This is a genomic window from Lactobacillus gallinarum DSM 10532 = JCM 2011 (assembly GCF_001434975.1).
In the GTDB taxonomy this organism is placed as follows: Bacteria; Bacillota; Bacilli; order Lactobacillales; family Lactobacillaceae; genus Lactobacillus; species Lactobacillus gallinarum.
The window spans coordinates 68,016-85,784 of sequence record NZ_AZEL01000007.1 but is presented as its reverse complement, the minus strand read 5'-3'; the positions used below and the strand labels follow the sequence as shown (position 1 = coordinate 85,784).

The 17,769-nt window shown below is 35.3% G+C and carries 16 protein-coding genes and 1 pseudogene; 1 reads left to right on the top strand and 16 read right to left on the bottom strand.

From position 1 onward, the window contains the following. Nucleotides 1-138: 138 nt before the first annotated feature. The 8 genes and pseudogenes from yjeM to rpsO all read right to left on the bottom strand — a co-directional run. Nucleotides 139-1,566: pseudogene (gene yjeM / locus FC37_RS01670) on the bottom strand (glutamate/gamma-aminobutyrate family transporter YjeM); the annotation flags it as partial. A gap of 123 nt (nt 1,567-1,689) precedes the next feature. Next, complete coding sequence (gene yihA, locus FC37_RS01665) at nt 1,690-2,280, bottom strand: ribosome biogenesis GTP-binding protein YihA/YsxC (RefSeq protein ID WP_025005016.1); 591 nt, start codon at nt 2,278-2,280, stop codon at nt 1,690-1,692. Next, entirely contained in the window at nt 2,270-3,544 is a 1,275-nt protein-coding gene (gene clpX, locus FC37_RS01660) for an ATP-dependent Clp protease ATP-binding subunit ClpX (RefSeq protein ID WP_025005017.1), read from the bottom strand. The genes yihA and clpX overlap by 11 nt, the downstream gene beginning before the upstream one ends. Before the next feature lie 130 nt (nt 3,545-3,674). Beyond that, nucleotides 3,675-5,006, bottom strand: a complete 1,332-nt coding sequence (tig, locus tag FC37_RS01655; RefSeq protein WP_025005018.1) for a trigger factor — start codon at nt 5,004-5,006, stop codon at nt 3,675-3,677. Between the two features lie 144 nt (nt 5,007-5,150). Beyond that, nucleotides 5,151-6,341: an elongation factor Tu gene (gene tuf, locus FC37_RS01650; RefSeq protein ID WP_025005019.1), complete on the bottom strand. Its 1,191-nt coding sequence runs from the start codon at nt 6,339-6,341 to the stop codon at nt 5,151-5,153. Nucleotides 6,342-6,530: 189 nt separating this feature from the next. Continuing rightward, nucleotides 6,531-7,364 carry a tetratricopeptide repeat protein gene (locus FC37_RS01645; RefSeq protein WP_025005020.1) on the bottom strand — a complete coding sequence of 278 codons (834 nt, stop codon included), beginning with the start codon at nt 7,362-7,364 and terminating at the stop codon, nt 6,531-6,533. A 2-nt stretch (nt 7,365-7,366) separates the two neighbouring features. Continuing rightward, complete coding sequence (locus FC37_RS01640) at nt 7,367-9,139, bottom strand: ribonuclease J (RefSeq protein WP_025005021.1); 1,773 nt, start codon at nt 9,137-9,139, stop codon at nt 7,367-7,369. Between the two features lie 159 nt (nt 9,140-9,298). After that, entirely contained in the window at nt 9,299-9,568 is a 270-nt protein-coding gene (gene rpsO, locus FC37_RS01635) for a 30S ribosomal protein S15 (RefSeq protein ID WP_003628079.1), read from the bottom strand. Between the two features lie 196 nt (nt 9,569-9,764). Between rpsO and rpsT the strand changes: the two genes are divergently transcribed. After that, nucleotides 9,765-10,022, top strand: coding sequence for a 30S ribosomal protein S20 (gene rpsT, locus FC37_RS01630; RefSeq protein WP_014919008.1), 258 nt, complete (start codon nt 9,765-9,767; stop codon nt 10,020-10,022). A gap of 60 nt (nt 10,023-10,082) precedes the next feature. On the opposite strand, the gene holA is transcribed toward rpsT, so the two are convergent. From holA to FC37_RS01590, 8 genes are all read right to left on the bottom strand, one after another. Next, the gene (gene holA, locus FC37_RS01625) at nt 10,083-11,069 is read right to left on the bottom strand and encodes a DNA polymerase III subunit delta (protein WP_025005022.1); all 987 of its coding nucleotides are present in this window, start codon (nt 11,067-11,069) and stop codon (nt 10,083-10,085) included. Beyond that, complete coding sequence (locus FC37_RS01620; protein ID WP_025005023.1) at nt 11,066-13,354, bottom strand: DNA internalization-related competence protein ComEC/Rec2; 2,289 nt, start codon at nt 13,352-13,354, stop codon at nt 11,066-11,068. The genes holA and FC37_RS01620 overlap by 4 nt, the downstream gene beginning before the upstream one ends. Further along, entirely contained in the window at nt 13,323-14,021 is a 699-nt protein-coding gene (locus FC37_RS01615) for a helix-hairpin-helix domain-containing protein (protein ID WP_025005024.1), read from the bottom strand. Before FC37_RS01615 ends, FC37_RS01620 begins: the two co-directional genes overlap by 32 nt. 77 nt (nt 14,022-14,098) lie before the next feature. Next, entirely contained in the window at nt 14,099-15,133 is a 1,035-nt protein-coding gene (locus tag FC37_RS01610) for a SepM family pheromone-processing serine protease (protein ID WP_025005025.1), read from the bottom strand. Then, the gene (coaD, locus tag FC37_RS01605; protein WP_025005026.1) at nt 15,117-15,611 is read right to left on the bottom strand and encodes a pantetheine-phosphate adenylyltransferase; all 495 of its coding nucleotides are present in this window, start codon (nt 15,609-15,611) and stop codon (nt 15,117-15,119) included. Before coaD ends, FC37_RS01610 begins: the two co-directional genes overlap by 17 nt. 2 nt (nt 15,612-15,613) lie before the next feature. Beyond that, entirely contained in the window at nt 15,614-16,162 is a 549-nt protein-coding gene (gene rsmD, locus FC37_RS01600) for a 16S rRNA (guanine(966)-N(2))-methyltransferase RsmD (protein WP_025005027.1), read from the bottom strand. Next, nucleotides 16,159-16,503: a DUF2129 domain-containing protein gene (locus FC37_RS01595; RefSeq protein WP_025005028.1), complete on the bottom strand. Its 345-nt coding sequence runs from the start codon at nt 16,501-16,503 to the stop codon at nt 16,159-16,161. Before FC37_RS01595 ends, rsmD begins: the two co-directional genes overlap by 4 nt. After that, nucleotides 16,500-17,681, bottom strand: coding sequence for an FtsW/RodA/SpoVE family cell cycle protein (locus FC37_RS01590; RefSeq protein ID WP_025005029.1), 1,182 nt, complete (start codon nt 17,679-17,681; stop codon nt 16,500-16,502). The genes FC37_RS01595 and FC37_RS01590 overlap by 4 nt, the downstream gene beginning before the upstream one ends. Nucleotides 17,682-17,769 lie beyond the last annotated feature (88 nt).

The window sequence follows — 17,769 nt, the reverse complement described above, 5'->3', positions numbered from 1 at the left end:
GTCCAGATGGACTTTTTATTTTTCTAAAGTGTTCAATTTGATTTTACAATCGGCGATTTAATTTAAATCGGTTAAACCATGTTTTTTCTTTGAAGTACGATAAAAAATATAAGCTATTAAACCAAAGAAAATAGGTCAAAATCCAGTCCAGAAAGCTGTCGCATATCTGTATTCCAAAATTGGTTGTAAAACTGTAAATATAATACCCGTGCAAACAATTATTTCAACAAATACTACCAGCGCTACTGTCCATTTATAATTCGTAAATACTCTAAATTTACGCGGATAATCTTTCTTTAAGAAAAATGGAAATGCACCTATCAAAAAGATATATGGTGCAGTTGCAGCAACATTACCCATATCGGTCAAAATTTGATAAAAGCTTGTAGCTGCACTACCACCGAAGGAAACGACCGCAATTAACAAGCAGACGAAAACAGTTTGAGCCCACATTGCATTAGCAGGAATGCCATGTTTGTTTAATTTAGTTGCAGCCTTCGGCCAAAGACGTGGATCAGATCCCATGATAAAGGACTTAACGGGTGAATATAGTAATACGAAGAAAGCACCCATCATTCCCATTAATCCTGATAAGGCAATTGCTCTCGTAAAGATTTTACCAATCATTAAACTAGTCTGCGGATCCAAATGTAAGGCGGTACCGAACGCTTTACCCAAAGTCCCGTAAACCACATAAGTAATATTACCTGTGTTAGCACCGGTTTGAACGATATCCTTTTGATAATTAACCGAAAAACCGGTCATAAAGATCATTAAAACATAAGAAATAATCGTAAACAAACTACCGATAATTAAGCCCTTAGGGAAATCTTTTTCGGGATGCTTCATACTGTCAATTACCCCACCTACGGTCTCCATACCACCATATGCAAATACTGCATAGACAACAAAGGAAATAATAGTAATTGGAGTTTGGAAATCCTTATTAGGTGAAATAATAAAACTCTGCCAACCAGTGATTGGCTGTGCTAATTGTCCATGATTCATAATGATGACTAACAAACTAGATAAGATAAAAATCAAGTTCATCCCGATCATAAACCAGCCACCAATTGAGGACATGATCTTAATTCCAGTCATCCCTCTTGAAGACAAGTATGTAGATACAATCATGAATAGAATTGCCAATACACCCATTAGCTGTGTTCCATGTAAACCAAATAAATTCCAACTCTGAGTTGTATCTTTACCAAAAATTAGCGCTGAAATCGAAATCCAGAGTCTTGAGGTACTAGATACTAGCCAAAGTACCCAGTTAGCCAGCCAAACAAAAGTCCCGATAAAGGCCCATTTTTCGCCAATAGAGCCCGCAAGCCAGGAGTAAATTCCACCTTTTGCATCGTGAAAGGCTGAACCATATTCTGCCATCATTAATCCAGCTGGAAAGAAAAAACAAATTCCGGCTAAAATAAACCAAATAATTCCGGCATAAGTCATTTGCCGGTATGAAACCGAGACATTACCGAAACCATAAACCGTAGTTATGATCATTAAAACCAGGCTTAAAGTAGTTAATGTCTTTTTCTGTGTTTTATTATCATCCAAGATGAAGCCTCTACTTTCTTTACTACACTTTCAATTTTAGCACCCTTTCTTTTAAGTAAATTTATTCTAATAATCATCTCATAAGAAAAAGCTGCTAACCCCAGTTAACAGCTTTCTCATTCTTTATTTACTAATTTTTTCTTCAATCCATTTGCCCAGTTCTGCAACATGCAATTTAGTTACGGAACTGAATGTCAAAACCGTTACATGATCATAATTAAGATCTATGTTCTTTTTCAAACGGGACATTACTTTATTTACTTGGCTCTTTTTTATTTTATCAATCTTCGTACATACAACTAAAATAGGTAAATTCAGATATTGAGCATAATTATACATTGCAATATCATCTTTAGTTGGTTCATGACGCGAATCAATTAAAATTACTAATCCCTTTAAGTTGGGTCTTGTTTCCAAGTAATCTTGAATCATCTCACCAAATTCTTGGCGTTTCTTTTGCGAAACTCTTGCATAACCATACCCTGGTACGTCTACAAGATAAAACTCATCATTTACTAGATAGAAATTCAAGGTTTGCGTTTTACCAGGCTGTGAAGAGGTTCTAGCCAAGTTTTTTCGATTAAGTAGAGTGTTAATCAGACTTGACTTTCCAACGTTTGAGCGGCCTGATAATGCAATCTCAGGCAAATCGTCCTTAGGATATTGATCTTCTCTAACTGCACTGACAGCATAACTACTACTTTTAATTATCATTAGCGCCTACCTGTGCTTTACTACTTTCTTTTTTATCCTTTTTACGAATAACCTTAGGTTCAGCATGACGCGTAATTACATCTTTGGTTACCTCAACGGCTTCAATGTCTTTTTCACTTGGAGTCTTGTACATGATATCCATAATTGAATTTTCAATTATAGTTCTTAAACCACGTGCCCCCATATTTCTTTGAATTGCCAAATCAGCAATTGCTTTAAGCGCACCATCAGTAAACTTAAGGTCAACACCATCAAGTGAAAGTAGCTTCTTATATTGCTTAACCAAAGCATTCTTTGGCTCAGTTAATACTCTTACCAAATCTTCACTGTTAAGCTTATCTAAAGTTGTGATAATTGGAATTCTACCAATAAATTCAGGAATCATTCCAAATTTAACTAAATCTGCTGTAGTTAAATGACGAGTCCAATCATCTGCATCAATTTTATCAACTTCATTTTCAGCACCGAAACCAATCGTCTTTTTACCTAATCTATTCTTAACGATTTGTTCAATACCATCAAAAGCCCCACCAACAATAAACAGAATGTTAGTGGTGTCCATCTTGATCATTTCTTGTTGTGGGTGCTTACGACCACCTTGAGGCGGAACTGAAGCAATAGTACCTTCTAAGATCTTCAGTAATGATTGTTGTACACCTTCACCTGAAACATCACGAGTAATTGAAACATTCTCAGATTTCTTAGAAATTTTGTCAATTTCATCGATATAAATAATGCCGCGTTGAGCACGTTCCAAATCGTAATCTGCATTTTGCAATAATTTTAGCAAGATATTTTCTACATCTTCCCCAACATAACCAGCCTCGGTTAATGTGGTTGCATCTGCAATTGCAAAAGGTACATTTAAGATTCGAGCTAAAGTTTGAGCTAAATAAGTCTTACCTGATCCAGTAGGACCAATCATTGCAATATTAGACTTCTGTAATTCTGTAGAAGAATCAACATCCATTTGACTGATTCTCTTGTAATGATTATAAACAGCAACAGATAATACCTTTTTAGCACGATTTTGGCCAATTACGTATTGATCAAGTTGTTTTTTAATTTCCATTGGTTTTGGTAATTCACTTGCAGTTTTAACAGAATCTGCACGTAATTCATCATCAATGATTTTTTTAGATAAGTCAACGCATTCATTGCAAATATAAACGCCATTACCAGCGATCATTTTTTTGACTTGGTCTTGAGTTTTACCACAAAAAGAACATTTAATCTCTTCTTGATCTGTAAACTGATTTGCCATTATATTTCCTCCCTATACCTACCAAAATAGATTATCATAAATTAACATATTTTGATAAATATTAAGCTTAAATATCAAAAAAAGCGGCCTAAAGCCGCTTTTTAATGAGAAATCAGTAATAATTTATTTATTACTTACTTTCCTTCTTGTCTTCTGCTTCTTTTGCTTCAAGCTTTGCCTTAGCAACTTGCTTAGCATTATCAGTAACAAGATCCATAGCCTTACGTACAGTGATGTCGTGACTTAACATGTCGTCTGACAAAGTGTTACGTACAGTCTTTTCATCCATGTTGTATTCAGCAGCAAGGTCCTTGATTTCCTTATCAATTTCTTCCTTGGTTGCCTTAAGGCCTTCTTTTTCAACAATAGCTTCAAGAACTAAGTTAGTCTTAACTCTTTCAGCAGCGTTCTTAGCAAATTGTGAACGTAATTGTTGTTCATTAGTATTGGTCAACTTGTAGTAAGTTTGTGGATCAATACCTTGACGTTGCATGTTACCTAAGTATTGGTTCAATTGAGTATTAACGTCGTCTTGAATCATTGCATCAGGAATTTCATCAACAGTAGCGTTCTTTACTGCACTTTCAATAGCTGCTTCTTGAATAGCATCGTTTGCAGCTTGTTCCTTTTGATCCTTCAATTGCTTCTTGATCTTGTCTTTTAATTCATCAAGAGTATCTACTGAATCATCAACATCCTTAGCAAACTCGTCGTCTAACTTAGGAAGTTGCTTTGACTTAACTTCGTGAATCTTAGTTGCAAAGTGTGCTTCTTTACCTGCTAAATCCTTTGCACCGTAATCCTTAGGGAAGGTTACAACAACATCAACATCATCGCCTGCTTCGTGACCGATAAGTTGATCTTCAAAGCCAGGAATGAATGCGCCTGAACCTAATTCAAGTGAGTAGTTTTCAGCTGAGCCGCCTTCAAATTCCTTGCCATCAATAGTACCCTTGTAATCGATGGTTACGGTGTCGCCCTTAGCTGACTTACCCTTCTTAAGTACAAGTTCAGCATTTTGTTCACGGCGCTTATCAAGTTCAGCATCAACGTCTTTTTGGTATACACGAGTATTTTGCTTTGGAACTTCGATACCCTTGTAGTCGCCTAACTTAACTTCTGGTTCTACAGTAACAGTAGCCTTCATAGTCCAGTCTTTATCTTTGTCCATTGATACTGGAACAATTTGTGGTTGACCAACTGCAGCAATACCTGCTTCCTTAACAGCAGCAGAATATGCATTTGGCAATACAATGTTTAAAGCATCTTCATATAATGCTTCTTCACCATAGTATTGATCAAAAATAACACGAGAAACGTGACCCTTTCTAAAACCAGGAACACGTAAGTTTTTCTTAACTCTTCTAAAAGCTTGATCCAAACCTAATTTAATTTCATCTTTTGAAATATCAAAAGTAAGTTCACCGGTTGTTTTACCGGTCTTTTCCCATTTTACAGACATTAATAAAATACCTCCAATGTCAAGTTTGAGTTTGCTTCTTGCATACTAAGTTATCTTACCTTAAACTGGCACAAAAAACAAATCTAAAAGAAAAAAGATGCGCTCCTGTGAAGAAGTGCATCTTTTTTGCTATATCGTTAGAAATTAGTCAAGGATTTCAGTAACCTGACCGGCACCAACGGTACGACCACCTTCACGGATGGTGAACTTAGTACCCTTTTCGATGGCAGCTGGCTTAATCAAAGTAACAGTGAATTCAGTGTTATCACCAGGCATAACCATTTCAGTACCTTCTGGCAATTCAATTTCACCAGTAATATCAGTGGTGTGGAAGTAGAATTGTGGACGGTAGTCTGAGAAGAATGGAGTGTGACGTCCACCTTCTTCTTTCTTCAAGACATAAACTTGAGCCTTGAATTCCTTGTGGGTTTGGATTGAGCCTGGAGCAGCCAATACTTGACCACGAACAACTTGGTCACGGTCAATACCACGGAGCAATACACCAACGTTATCGCCGGCTTCACCTAAGTCCAAAGTCTTGTGGAACATTTCCAAACCAGTAACAACTGACTTAAGAACCTTGTCTACCAAACCAACGATTTCGACTTCATCGCCGACCTTAACAGTACCACGGTCGATACGACCTGAAGCAACAGTACCACGACCAGTGATAGTGAATACGTCTTCAACTGGCATTAAGAATGGCTTGTCAGTTTGACGTTCTGGAGTTGGGATGTATTCATCAACGACGTCCATCAACTTAAGAATTTGTTCTTGAGCTTCCTTGTCGCCTTGTAAAGCCTTCAAAGCTGAACCACGAACAACTGGAATATCGTCACCAGGGTAATCGTATTCAGTTAACAAGTCACGAACTTCCATTTCAACCAAGTCGATCAATTCTGGGTCGTCAACTAAATCGCACTTGTTTAAGAATACTACGATGTAGTTAACACCAACTTGACGAGCAAGCAAAATGTGTTCACGAGTTTGTGGCATAGGACCATCAGTTGCAGCAACAACTAAGATAGCACCATCCATTTGTGCAGCACCGGTAATCATGTTCTTGATGTAGTCGGCGTGGCCTGGAGCGTCCATGTGAGCGTAGTGACGATTTTCAGTTTCGTATTCTACGTGGGCGGTGTTAATAGTGATACCACGTTCCTTTTCTTCTGGTGCAGCATCGATTTGTGAGTAATCTTCAGCCTTAGCCAAACCCTTGTCAGCTAAAACAGTAGTAATAGCCGCAGTTAAAGTGGTCTTACCGTGGTCAACGTGACCGATAGTACCAATGTTTACGTGTGGCTTAGTTCTAACGTAATGTTCTTTTTCTGCCATTAAAATGACCCTCCTGTAAATTTGCAAGAAGTCCGTTGAGATAAGTTAACGGATAATTCTCTGTTGAATATTGTACTACTTTCTTCGGCAATTGCCTAGTAAAAAAGCTTAAGCTAAATTGCCTAACGAAAATATCCTTTGCTAATTATACTAAATACTTTGAAAATGTAAACCTTTTTTACCTATTTTTTAATTTGGAAATTTTCGATAAATTTTTTCAAATAAATCTTGATGAGTTCTGCCATTTCTTTGTTGCAAATAAGCTACCAAATCGCTAGCAAAACTATCAGGTTCATCTACATAATCATCTAGCTTAGGATACAAACTACCTAATACTAAATTGGTTTCACCAATCATAAGCGGTAATTGACTAGGATTATGACTAAATTTAGCCCCAATAGCTGAAATTATCTCTTTGTATTTAGGGGCTTTTTCTAAAAGCAAAGTATCTGCAGGAATAAATTCGGTTAAATCATCCAAAACCCACACTTTAAATTTATCTTTCAACTTTAGTCTAATAAGATCTTCACAAAGAGATAAGCGCACAGCGAATTCTGAAATAGGTTCTAATAAAATACTTTGAGCAAAAGTTGTAAAATTAACCAAATTTAATTTATGCAAGCTTTCATAATCCATTTGGTTAACCTGCTTTTTTGCCTTAAAAGACTGCATAATTTGCTGTTGCTTTTCTTCAGAAACAGGCTGCACCTTAAAAGGTAATTCTAACCCTGTAATTTCTTTTAACTGTAAAGCTTCTATTAAAAAGTTATTTTCCTTTAAAACTTTACAATACATCCGATATACTTGCTTATTAGAAAAAAGATCAGGCTCTTCTTTAATTAAAGCATAGGCCTGATCTTCTTGTTTATTTGCACAATAGAGATCACAAAGCTCCAAGATCACATCTAATGAATGCTCTCCTCGCAATGCTTCTTCTAAATTTTGAATTGCCGCAGCAAGATCTCCCCTGTGCTTATTTTCTTCAGCAAGTTTCAATAAATTCTTTTGACTTACTGATGTCATAATTATTCTTTCTTTTCTTTATTATTTCTTGTTTTATTGTTTGATGAATGTGATTTGTTATTTTCTTGCTTTTTCTCATTACGCTTTTGCATAGCACGATGACGGTTTTGGTTTACTTCCATCACAACTGGCAAAATAACGGGACGACGATTTGTTTTCTTATATAAGAATTTCTCCAAATCGCTGCGAATATCTTGCTTTAATTCTGTCCAATCAAACTTCTTGTGCTCGAAGTTGCTGTTAATTGCCTTTTTAATCACATCAATTGAATCATTCATCAACTGTCTATTGGCTTTAATGTAGACAAATCCACGGCTAGTTACTTTAGGTTCTGCGATAATCTTTTTCTTTTTACGATCAATTGTAACTACAGCAATGAAAATACCATCATCAGAAAGCACTTCTCGATCGCGCAAAACAATGTTACCTACATCACCAACACCTGAGCCATCGATCATAGTGTCTTCACCAGGGACAGGATCAGATAAGTAGAAGCGTTTCTTCTTAAAGTCGTAGTCTAAGCAATCACCATTTTTAGTAATATAGATATTCTTAGGACTCATACCAGTCTTAATAGCCAAGCTACGAACAATTTCTAATAATCTATACTCACCAATAACTGGGATTAAGAACTTAGGCTTTAAAGTATCAATCAATAATTGAATATCACGACCGGTTGCATGCCCACTAGTATGCATGTTGCGGCCCAATTGAATAACTGTTCCGCCTGCTTTATAGACAAGGTCACTGGTTTCAGCCACCATAGTTTCAACGGCATGAGATGGAGTTGTAGCAATAAAGACTAAATCACCATCATGAATAGTAATCATACTATGGCGATTCTTAGCCATTTTTTGTAATGAGTTAAGTGGTTCACCCATTCGACCAGTTTCCAAAATAACTGTTTGATTATCTGGCACGGTCTTTAAATCCTTAACTCGCATTAAAAGGCCATCTGGCACATCTAAATAGCCTAATTTCATTGAAGTTCTAACAATTTTAGCCAAATCACGACCAGTTAAAAGTACTCTCTTTCCAGTAGCTTTAGCTGCGTTTAAAACTTCTTGCACGCGATTCAAATTAGATGCCTTAGCTGCAACGATAATTCGACCAGTTGCATTTCTAAAAACATTAGTTACAAAGTTACCAATATCTTGTTCTGAAACATTAGGATATGAAGCTTCCGCATTTGATGAATCACTTAAAAGAGCAAGAACTCCTTTTTGTTCAATTTTAGCTAAGCGATCCATATCAGTCCGGTAGTTGTCGGCAGCAGTTGGATCAAACTTGAAATCACCAGTATAAACGATCTCACCTGCTGGAGTATGAACATCAATACCTAATGAATCAGGAATTGAGTGGGTAGTATGGAAGAATGAGATACTTGCATTCTTAAAATCGATTTCGGTATCTGCATCAATTACGTGGAATAAACTATTTTTGCGATGCTTATTTTCACGTTGAACTTCTATCTTGGCAAGTTCAATACTTAATTGAGAACCAAATACTGGAATATCATACTTACGCAAAATATATGGCAATGCACCAATTGAATCAGCATGCCCGTGCGTTAAAAAGATTCCTGCTACTCGGTCTCCATATTGTTCAAAGAAATCAAGATCAGGAATTACTACATCGATACCGAATAAAGAACTATCAGGATACTTCAGTCCGGCATCAAGAACAAAAATTTCATCATTAACCTGAACGGCAAACATGTCTTTACCCTGTTCACGTACACCGCTCAAGACCATAATCTTTAGTTGATTAGCCATTATATTTCCTTTTCTATATTAAAATTTTTAATTTTTTATGGATCTAAAAGATCACAACGTAAAAATATCTGTTTCAATTTTAGCATAAAGGAGGAAAATATGACAGATGCAAAAAAAGCCAACCCTATGGTTGACTTTTCTTTCGTTATGATTAAGAAATTAACGACGAAGACCTAGCTTCTTGATCAATTCACGGTAACGGTTAATGTCGTTGTTTTCTAAGTAACGAAGCAAGTTACGACGGTGACCGATCTTCTTAAGCAAACCAACGTATGAGTGGTGGTCGTGCTTGTGGCTCTTCATGTGGTCAGTCAAGTTGTTGATGTCTGCAGTTAAAAGAGCAACTTGAACTTCTACAGAACCAGTGTCGCCTTCGTGAGTTGCGTATTCTTTAATAATGTTGTCTTTTTCAGTTTTTGAAATTGCCATAAAAATTTCACCTTTCATAAATAATTGCCATTAACAACGTTTACCGTCGGTGTGAGCGGGTAAACAGCGTTAACGGTTCACTCGAACTATATTACACAATATTTTTTAAAAAAGCAAGCTCAAATTATCTTGCATCCCAAGTGGTTCTTAAGTATAATGGATGAAGTAAATTTCTAAATCATTGGAGGTGAATTTCATGCCACAAATCAAATCAGCTATCAAACGTGTTAAGACGCAAAACGCTACTAACAAACGCAACGCTTCTGAATTGAGCAAGTTAAGAACTGCTGTTAAGAAGTTCAAGAACGCTGTTGAAAGTGATAGTAAAGAAGACGTCTCCAAATTGCATTTAGAAGCTGTTCGCGCTTTGGACAAGGCTGCTTCAAAGGGCTTAATCCACAAGAACAAGGCTGCTCGTGACAAGAGTCGTTTAACTAAATTAGCAAACAAGTAATTTTACTTATTACTAATCAAAAAGAGAGAAGAAATTTGATTTCTTCTCTCTTTTTTTGCTTTAAACAGATAATACAAACAACTTTAAGAAATTGTCTTCATGATATGTTCCATTTTTGTAATTAAACTCCAGTTGAATTGCTTTTTGCAATAACTGCTCTAATTTAGACACATTTAACTTATTTTTTAAAGCCAATTTTACTCTATAGGGATGGACGCCGAGTTCTTTCACAATTTGTACTTCGCTTCTACCCCTTTTAGCTAGAATTTTTACCACTAATATTAATTCTAATTGGTTTTCAAAAACTGCTAGCAGTTGAATCGGATTTGTACCTTCTCTTAATTGATTATCAAGACGCTCTATGGCTTCTTGATAATTTTTATTTAATGCAGCCTCTAAAATAGCAAAAATATTTTGCGCTAATGATAAATCCACGTTCTGCATAACGGATTTTTCAGTGATCTTATTATCACTAGCTGCCATCTTTAATTTCTGATAATTACTTAAAATAGTATCAATAACTTGATCGCTGCGTTCAATTAATAGTTGCAAAGCAGATTGCGTAATAGTATATCCTTCAGCTTTAATAAGCGATTTTACTACTGCCCCTACTTCATAAGAACGAATAGTTGGCTCAACCACATTAAACTGCTTTAAGACCGTCTTAGTCAGCTTTTTACGACGATCAAGTTTATCATATGAAGCAACAATTACCACTACATCTTCTAATTCATTTAGATTATCAAAAATTTTCTGTAAATCATCCATCTGTTTCTTTAGCTTTTTTGGTACCTTTGCCGTTAAGAAAAATGGATTCTTTATAAGGATTAATTTATTTTCACTAAATAAACTTGATTCTGTCAAATTAGCAATTAATTCATCCAAACCATCATTTTCACAATCTACACTGACATGCTCTAAGTCCTTAAATTGATCTTCTTTAATATATGAATTAGCTAGATAATCATTAAGAAAATCATCTCCACCCCAAATCAAAGTATGGGGGTTATTATTATTCGTATTTTTAAATAAAGAAAGTAAGGTCATTTTTTACCCCGCTTCAAAAAGTAATTAAATTCTGATTTTTGCATTCCACCATAATACCAGCTAATCATACCACAGTCTTGGGTTGAAACCCATGGTATCTGTTGTTCACTAAGCGTGGTTAGCGTCTCTTGATGTGGGTGACCAAAACGGTTCTTTCGTCCTGCTGAAATAAAAACTTTTTGCGGATGAATCACTCGTAGAAAATCCGGATTGGATGAAGTTTTACTGCCATGATGTCCCAATTTGAAATAATCAACAGATAAATTGGATTTCTGCATAATCTCTTTTTCTCCTTCCTGGCCTAAATCTCCTGTAAAAAGCCAATTCTTATTGGCGACTCTAAAGAACAAACTCAAAGAATCCTCATTCTTTCCTTCTCCAGGTTGGTACGGATAAACCACATTAAACGTAATTTTAGGCTCTTTTACTTGCATCCCTGCCAGTAGTTCAACTAATTTAGTATGTTTAATTCGACCATTTAATCTTTTTTGAAAAGAAGGATTATTAATCAAACCTTTAGCCATAAAAATTCTTTTCACATTAACTTGCTCAAGTAGCGGCCCTAAATCACCAACATGGTCTGCATCCTGATGCGAAACAAATACTCCATCAAGTGTACTAATCCCCAAACTTTTTAGAAAAGGAATAGTAATACGATTGACTTGGGGTGTTACTTTTTTACCCGAAAAATTCAGCTTTCCCCCTGTGTCAATCATATATGCCTTGCGCGGAAACGGAGTAGTAATCAAAATACTATCTCCTTGTCCTACATCAATGAAGGTTACTTGTCCTCGCAACGGAAAATGTATCATGCCGAAAAATATTAGATAAGTGCTAATTAAAACCATGCTTAATTCTTTTTTATTAAATTTCCATTCCGGACGTTCTCTTAAAGCAATTATCAGCAACATTGTTATCAATATTAAAATTAAACACTGCCACCAATTTATTTTGCCAAATGTTAATAACCCTAATTGGGTATTAGATAAACTACCAATTGCTTTTTCACCCAATTCCAAAATCTGTTCAAATAATGGAGCCAATTTTTTAGTAAAGCTAAATAATACGATATTGGTAAACGTTACAGGCATAACAACCCAATTAAAATAAGGGACCACCATCAAATTAAATAAAACAGTCAGGAAATTAACCTGGTAAAAATAAAACAGTAATAATGGCGTTAATAGCACATTCAATAAAATCGATTGTTGCATTTTGCCAAATTTATTTGTCAGCTGTAAGCCTAAAGCCAACAAATAACTCAAAATTGCTCCAGCCATCATAAACAGACGTGGCACAATCATAATATGCAAAATGCAAGCTAATCCCAATATATCAATTGCCGCTACTCGATATCCTTTGAATTTGCAAATTTTACCTAGAAAGTACGTTAAGCTGGCCCTAACAAATCCTGCTTGCCCATAGCTTAAAAAGATACCCAACAATAGCACTACGCAACAACAAATAAATGCTTCTTCATCTGTCATTTTTAAGTAAAAACAGATTGTACTAATTATTAAGACGTATAATCCAACGTGCAAACCAGAAATGCTTAATAAGTGAATAACTCCCAAATCACGATAATTATTCAGAATTTTTTGATTTTCTTGCGCATTATTTTCACCTAAAAGTAATTCACTGGCAAACAAGCCTAATAATTGTGGCATTTTTTGAAAATATTTTTGCAAATTAAAGCGCAATTTATGCAAACCAGTAATTACGCCATTTGATTTGACAGCCTTCATCTCGCAGCTAAAATATTTTATCTTTTGAGTGATTCCTTTTGCCGCGTAATAAGTTTGATAATCAAATTCGCCAATATTAGTTGCAGGTTCAATAATTCCGCATTCACCTTTAATCTGGCTAACTATCAATGGCAGTCCTTGCTTTAAATTATTTTCTTGTTCAGTTGGTACTTTGCCACTTATTAAGATTTTCCCCTGCTTAAAATGACCTACGCCCGTTAAATAATTATCTTTAACACGAACTTGATCGGGATAAATCTGTATTTGACTTTGCTCAGATAATTCAAAATGCACTTCTTTTTTATTCAAAATAATCGAACCAATAAATAGAGTGACTAGTACTAAAACCAATTTCAGGCTAGCAGCATATTTTTTTAACAATAAAAAGGAAAAATAACCAGCAGCAGAAATGCAAACTATTTTTTGACTGAATGAGTCACAAATAAATGCTAAAAAAGAGATTGCAATCAATAATAAAGCTGTTAATAAATAAAATCCAACATCATTTTTAAACAGTGAGTTGATCCTTGAGACTGGCAAAAGTCTTCTCTCCTATTCCTGATACCTGCATTAAATCCTCCACTTTTTTAAATGAGCCATTTTGTTCACGGTAGGCAATAATTTGCTCTGCTTTCTTTTCTCCTATTCCCGTTAATTTCTGTAAGCCAGCTACATCTGCTGTATTTAAATTAACCTTTTCCCCACTTCCTTGATTTTCAGAGGAGCTATTAGCAGCCGCTGAAGCTGGATTATTGCCCGTACCAGCAGTTAATGCACTATCTACTTTTTCGCCTTTATACGGAATATGAATCTTGTCTTGATCCTTTAATAAAATAGCCCGATTAATCGTCTTTAATTGCGCTTTATCCGTAGTTCCACCAGCGGCTTCAATTAACTCTTGCAATCTAGCCCCATTTTTTAACGTATAAACTCCCTGATGCTTAACGGCACCTGAAATATCGCAAGTTACTGTTTTAGACTCAGAAGAAGCAACATTAGACGCGTTGCTTGCTGAACTAGCATTAGCCGCAGAATTATTATTTGAGCTCATATTACTGGACTGACTTACTTTCTGATTATTATCAAATGAAGGCTCCTCTGCCCCATCTCCTTTTTTAAGCCATAGTCCACCTAGTAGCAATACAACCGCTACAATGAAATATAATTTCTTTTCCAACACAAATTCTTTAATTTTTTCAAAATCCATAAAATTTCACCTCTACTATTTAATACGCAAAAAAAGCCCAGAATTTTTTCTGGACTTTAATTTTTTTGCAAAAATTTTTAGTAATGTGATTTCAAATAGTTCAGAGCATCATCAAAAGTATCTACTGGAACTATTTTCATCTTTGTATGGATTTTTTTAGCGGTTCTTTTAGCTACAGCATAATTAGTTTCACTCTTTTTCACGCTTGATGAATCAGTTGGGGCAAAGAAGACTTCTGCTCCTTCTCGGCTGGCTGCTACTACCTTTTTATCGACCCCACCGATAATGCCGACCTTACCTGTTGGTGAAATTGTGCCTGTACCGGCAATTTTATGTCCATGACTAAGATTTTGCTTGCTGAATACTTCGTAACTTTCCAAAGTAAACATTAAACCAGCAGATGGACCACCGATTTCGCCAGCATTAATTGCTAGTTTAGGCTTAGTTTTAACTTCAACATGTTCAACTAGCTGAATACCAATTCCCGGTTTATTGGTTCCCTTAACTTTAACAACTTTACCGCTGATCTTCTTCGTTTGTTTTTCTCTTAAAACTGAAATAGTTATTTTGGAACCAATTTTTTGCTTACGTAAATATGTCATCATTTCTTCTGTTGAATGAAAACGATGACCATTTGCACCTAAAACAGTATCTCCGATTCTGAGTTTATGCTTAAAGCTAGAATTCTTTTGAACTTCCATTACATAAACGCCTAAATACTGCAAACTATGCTTTTTACCGGCCTTTTTAGCTGCATAATAAATCGCATTTTGTTGACTAGTTTCCATATACCAATCTTGCAACTCATTATATTGCACACTAGTCTGACCACCGAGTAATTCCTTGCTAGGAACTCGTTCATCATACGGCTTAGTGTAACTCCACAAGTATTGCAAAATAGATGCCGGCCGACTAGTTACGCTAACGGTGACTAAGTAAAAATTATCCGGCTTTTTATTTTTGGATTTAATAAACTGACTCACCGGAACCGCTTCACCCGGAGATTCAATAAAATAATCCGTTGGCCAAAATATTAATATACCAACAACTAAAATAGCAATAAGTGCAAGCAGCCAATTTCGTAATTGATGCTTCTTATTCTGCGTATTCATTGTTTAATTTCTTTCTTAAAGCCTTAGCAGCTTTTTCAGGTAAAAATTGACTAACGTCTTTGTCAAATCTAGCCAATTCCTTGATCATGCTGGAAGCTACAAACGAATTTTCTGGACTGCTAAACAATAAAACTGTGTTAATATCCGGAGCCAAGCGTTTATTAATTCCCGCAATTTCTTGTTCATATCGAAAATCAGCACTATTACGGACTCCACGTACTATTGCTTTAGCTTTTAATTCATGAGCCAAATCAACTGTAATCTCATCTGGCTTTTCTAAAACTTCGATGTTAGCAATATCTTTTAATGCATCCCTCGCAAAATCAGCTCTTTCTGCTGGAGAAAACAGATAATGCTTAGAAGTATTAGTCATTGCTACTAAATAAACTTTTTCAAAAATTTGAGCTGCTTTTTTTGCCGTTTCAATATGTCCATTTGTGATAGGATCAAAACTCCCTGGAAAAAGTGCAATAGTCATTTCTAATCCTTTCGATAAATTCTCACAATCGTTTTACCCAAATGGTGTTCCTTAATTAAGGAAAAGCCACTGATATCACCCAATTCAGTGTGATCATCAGTCTCTGCTACCACAGTTGCATTTGCATTCAACAATCCCAACTTATCCATTTGCAACATATCTTTAGCAATTTTTTCTTTAGCATATGGTGGATCCAAAAATACTAAATCAAATTTCTCTTGATTTTCTGCAAACAATTTTAATGCAGCATTGCTGCGCATATTATAAACGCTAAAACGATTTTCTTCTTTAGTTAAAGCTACATTCTTTTTAATAATAGAACAGGCGGCATGATTTATATCCACCAAACTGGCATGGTCGTATCCTCTTGACACGGATTCTATTCCTAAAGCACCGCTACCAGCATATAAATCTAAAACATTACCACCATTAAAAAATTGTCCTAATGAGTTAAAAAGCGATTCTTTAACTTTATCACTAGTAGGCCGAGTTTTATTGCTTTTTAAAGTAAATAAATTTCTTTTAGCATATTTTCCTGAAATGATTCTCATTGCATTTGATCCTCATTCTTTTCTTGTTCAAGTTGTAACTTTTTCTCCGCTTCTTTAGCCATTTCAACCAACTGTCCCTCAATATGTTGGCTATCTAAATTGACTTTTTCTTCTGGAGAAATTTCTACGTGATTTACAAAATCTAATTGTGCTATTTCATTTTTTAACTCTTTAGCTTCTTTGCGATTCACATACAGAACACAGTATTTCATATTCTTAGAGAAATAAACGATGTCACCATAATGACGCAGTTTGTATTGATCACTAACAGATCTTAGATAAATAATTAGTGCTACTCGTTTGGTTAAACGAGTATTTTCTATCTCTTGATTGATACTCACGCTATTGTTTCATCCTTTTCTTTGAGCATTTTTTCATTAGCAGATACATTTAAAACTAGCCCAATTGCGGCCGTTAAGACAATCATAGAAGAACCACCATAAGAAATAAATGGTAAAGTTACCCCGGTAATTGGTAATAATCCCAATACAGCTCCGATATTAAAAAATGCTTCAGTAAAAATAATTGTGGCAACGCCAAAACAAATTAGAGCATCAAATTGAGAAACAGAATGAATTCCCACATTCATGATTTCCAGCATTAAGTAAAATAATAAGCCAACTAACAAAATAGTTAAAATTACTCCAACTTCTTCAGCTGTAATTGACAAAATAAAATCAGTATATGGCTCTGGCAAATAGCCTCTTTTTTGCATACTATTGCCTAGCCCTACTCCTAATACGCCACCATTATGAATGGCATAGTACGAGTTAACTAACTGAGCTCCACCTTTTCTTTCTAATTCAAAGGGATGCAAAAACGACATTAATCGTTGAAATTGGTAACTCTTTTGCAAAAACTCAGGACTCCAAATAATGATTATAAGAACCACCAAGCCAATAACAAGTGCTATACCGATTAGCCAAGTTAAAGCTAATCTAGCTGGTATACCGGATACTGAAAACATTACTAGAGTAATCATAAACAGAATTGCAGTACCACCTAAGTCTGGCTCAACAATAACTAAGCACATTAAAAATGCAGCTAAAATAGCAGGGTGTGATAAATTATCCTTAATCTTACCTTTAACCAATTTACCATCCCTATGGTCTAAAACATAAGCCAAGTAAATAACTAAAGCTAATTTAGTGACCTCTAGTGGCTGTAAATTAATAAAACCTAAATTAATCCAACCTACAGCACCATTAACCGCTGCCGAACTATGGAAGAAGCGCAAAAAGACTAACCATAACAGCATTAAAATACAAATAATTAAAAAGCCCGCCACAAATTTAGGACTTTTAAATACCTTTATTTTTAGTGCAAAAAATGGAATACAAAAAAATAAAAATGCTACTAAAGCATAAATCGCTTGTCTAATACCATAAACACTTGGCTTAAAACCATTAACTAATAAAATATCTGAACTTGCTGAATAGACCAAAACTATCCCCATAACTACCAAAATTAGATATGGGATAAATATACGATAGTTAAGGTATCTTAATTTTCGACGCACGAGCGTTGCCCCTTTTATGAAATAATACTTTTTCATTATAAAACAAAAAGGACACCACTTCTATTAAGTGATGACCTTTTTAAGGTTA

Bases quoted from the DNA above. Each gene is read 5' to 3' on its own strand.
- yihA (WP_025005016.1), bottom strand. From the start codon at position 2,280: ATGATAATTAAAAGTAGTAGTTATGCTGTCAGTGCAGTTAGAGAAGAT.
- clpX (WP_025005017.1), bottom strand. From the start codon at position 3,544: ATGGCAAATCAGTTTACAGATCAAGAAGAGATTAAATGTTCTTTTTGT.
- tig (WP_025005018.1), bottom strand. From the start codon at position 5,006: ATGTCTGTAAAATGGGAAAAGACCGGTAAAACAACCGGTGAACTTACT.
- tuf (WP_025005019.1), bottom strand. From the start codon at position 6,341: ATGGCAGAAAAAGAACATTACGTTAGAACTAAGCCACACGTAAACATT.
- FC37_RS01645 (WP_025005020.1), bottom strand. From the start codon at position 7,364: ATGACATCAGTAAGTCAAAAGAATTTATTGAAACTTGCTGAAGAAAAT.
- FC37_RS01640 (WP_025005021.1), bottom strand. From the start codon at position 9,139: ATGGCTAATCAACTAAAGATTATGGTCTTGAGCGGTGTACGTGAACAG.
- rpsO (WP_003628079.1), bottom strand. From the start codon at position 9,568: ATGGCAATTTCAAAAACTGAAAAAGACAACATTATTAAAGAATACGCA.
- rpsT (WP_014919008.1), top strand. From the start codon at position 9,765: ATGCCACAAATCAAATCAGCTATCAAACGTGTTAAGACGCAAAACGCT.
- holA (WP_025005022.1), bottom strand. From the start codon at position 11,069: ATGACCTTACTTTCTTTATTTAAAAATACGAATAATAATAACCCCCAT.
- FC37_RS01615 (WP_025005024.1), bottom strand. From the start codon at position 14,021: ATGGATTTTGAAAAAATTAAAGAATTTGTGTTGGAAAAGAAATTATAT.
- FC37_RS01610 (WP_025005025.1), bottom strand. From the start codon at position 15,133: ATGAATACGCAGAATAAGAAGCATCAATTACGAAATTGGCTGCTTGCA.
- coaD (WP_025005026.1), bottom strand. From the start codon at position 15,611: ATGACTATTGCACTTTTTCCAGGGAGTTTTGATCCTATCACAAATGGA.
- rsmD (WP_025005027.1), bottom strand. From the start codon at position 16,162: ATGAGAATCATTTCAGGAAAATATGCTAAAAGAAATTTATTTACTTTA.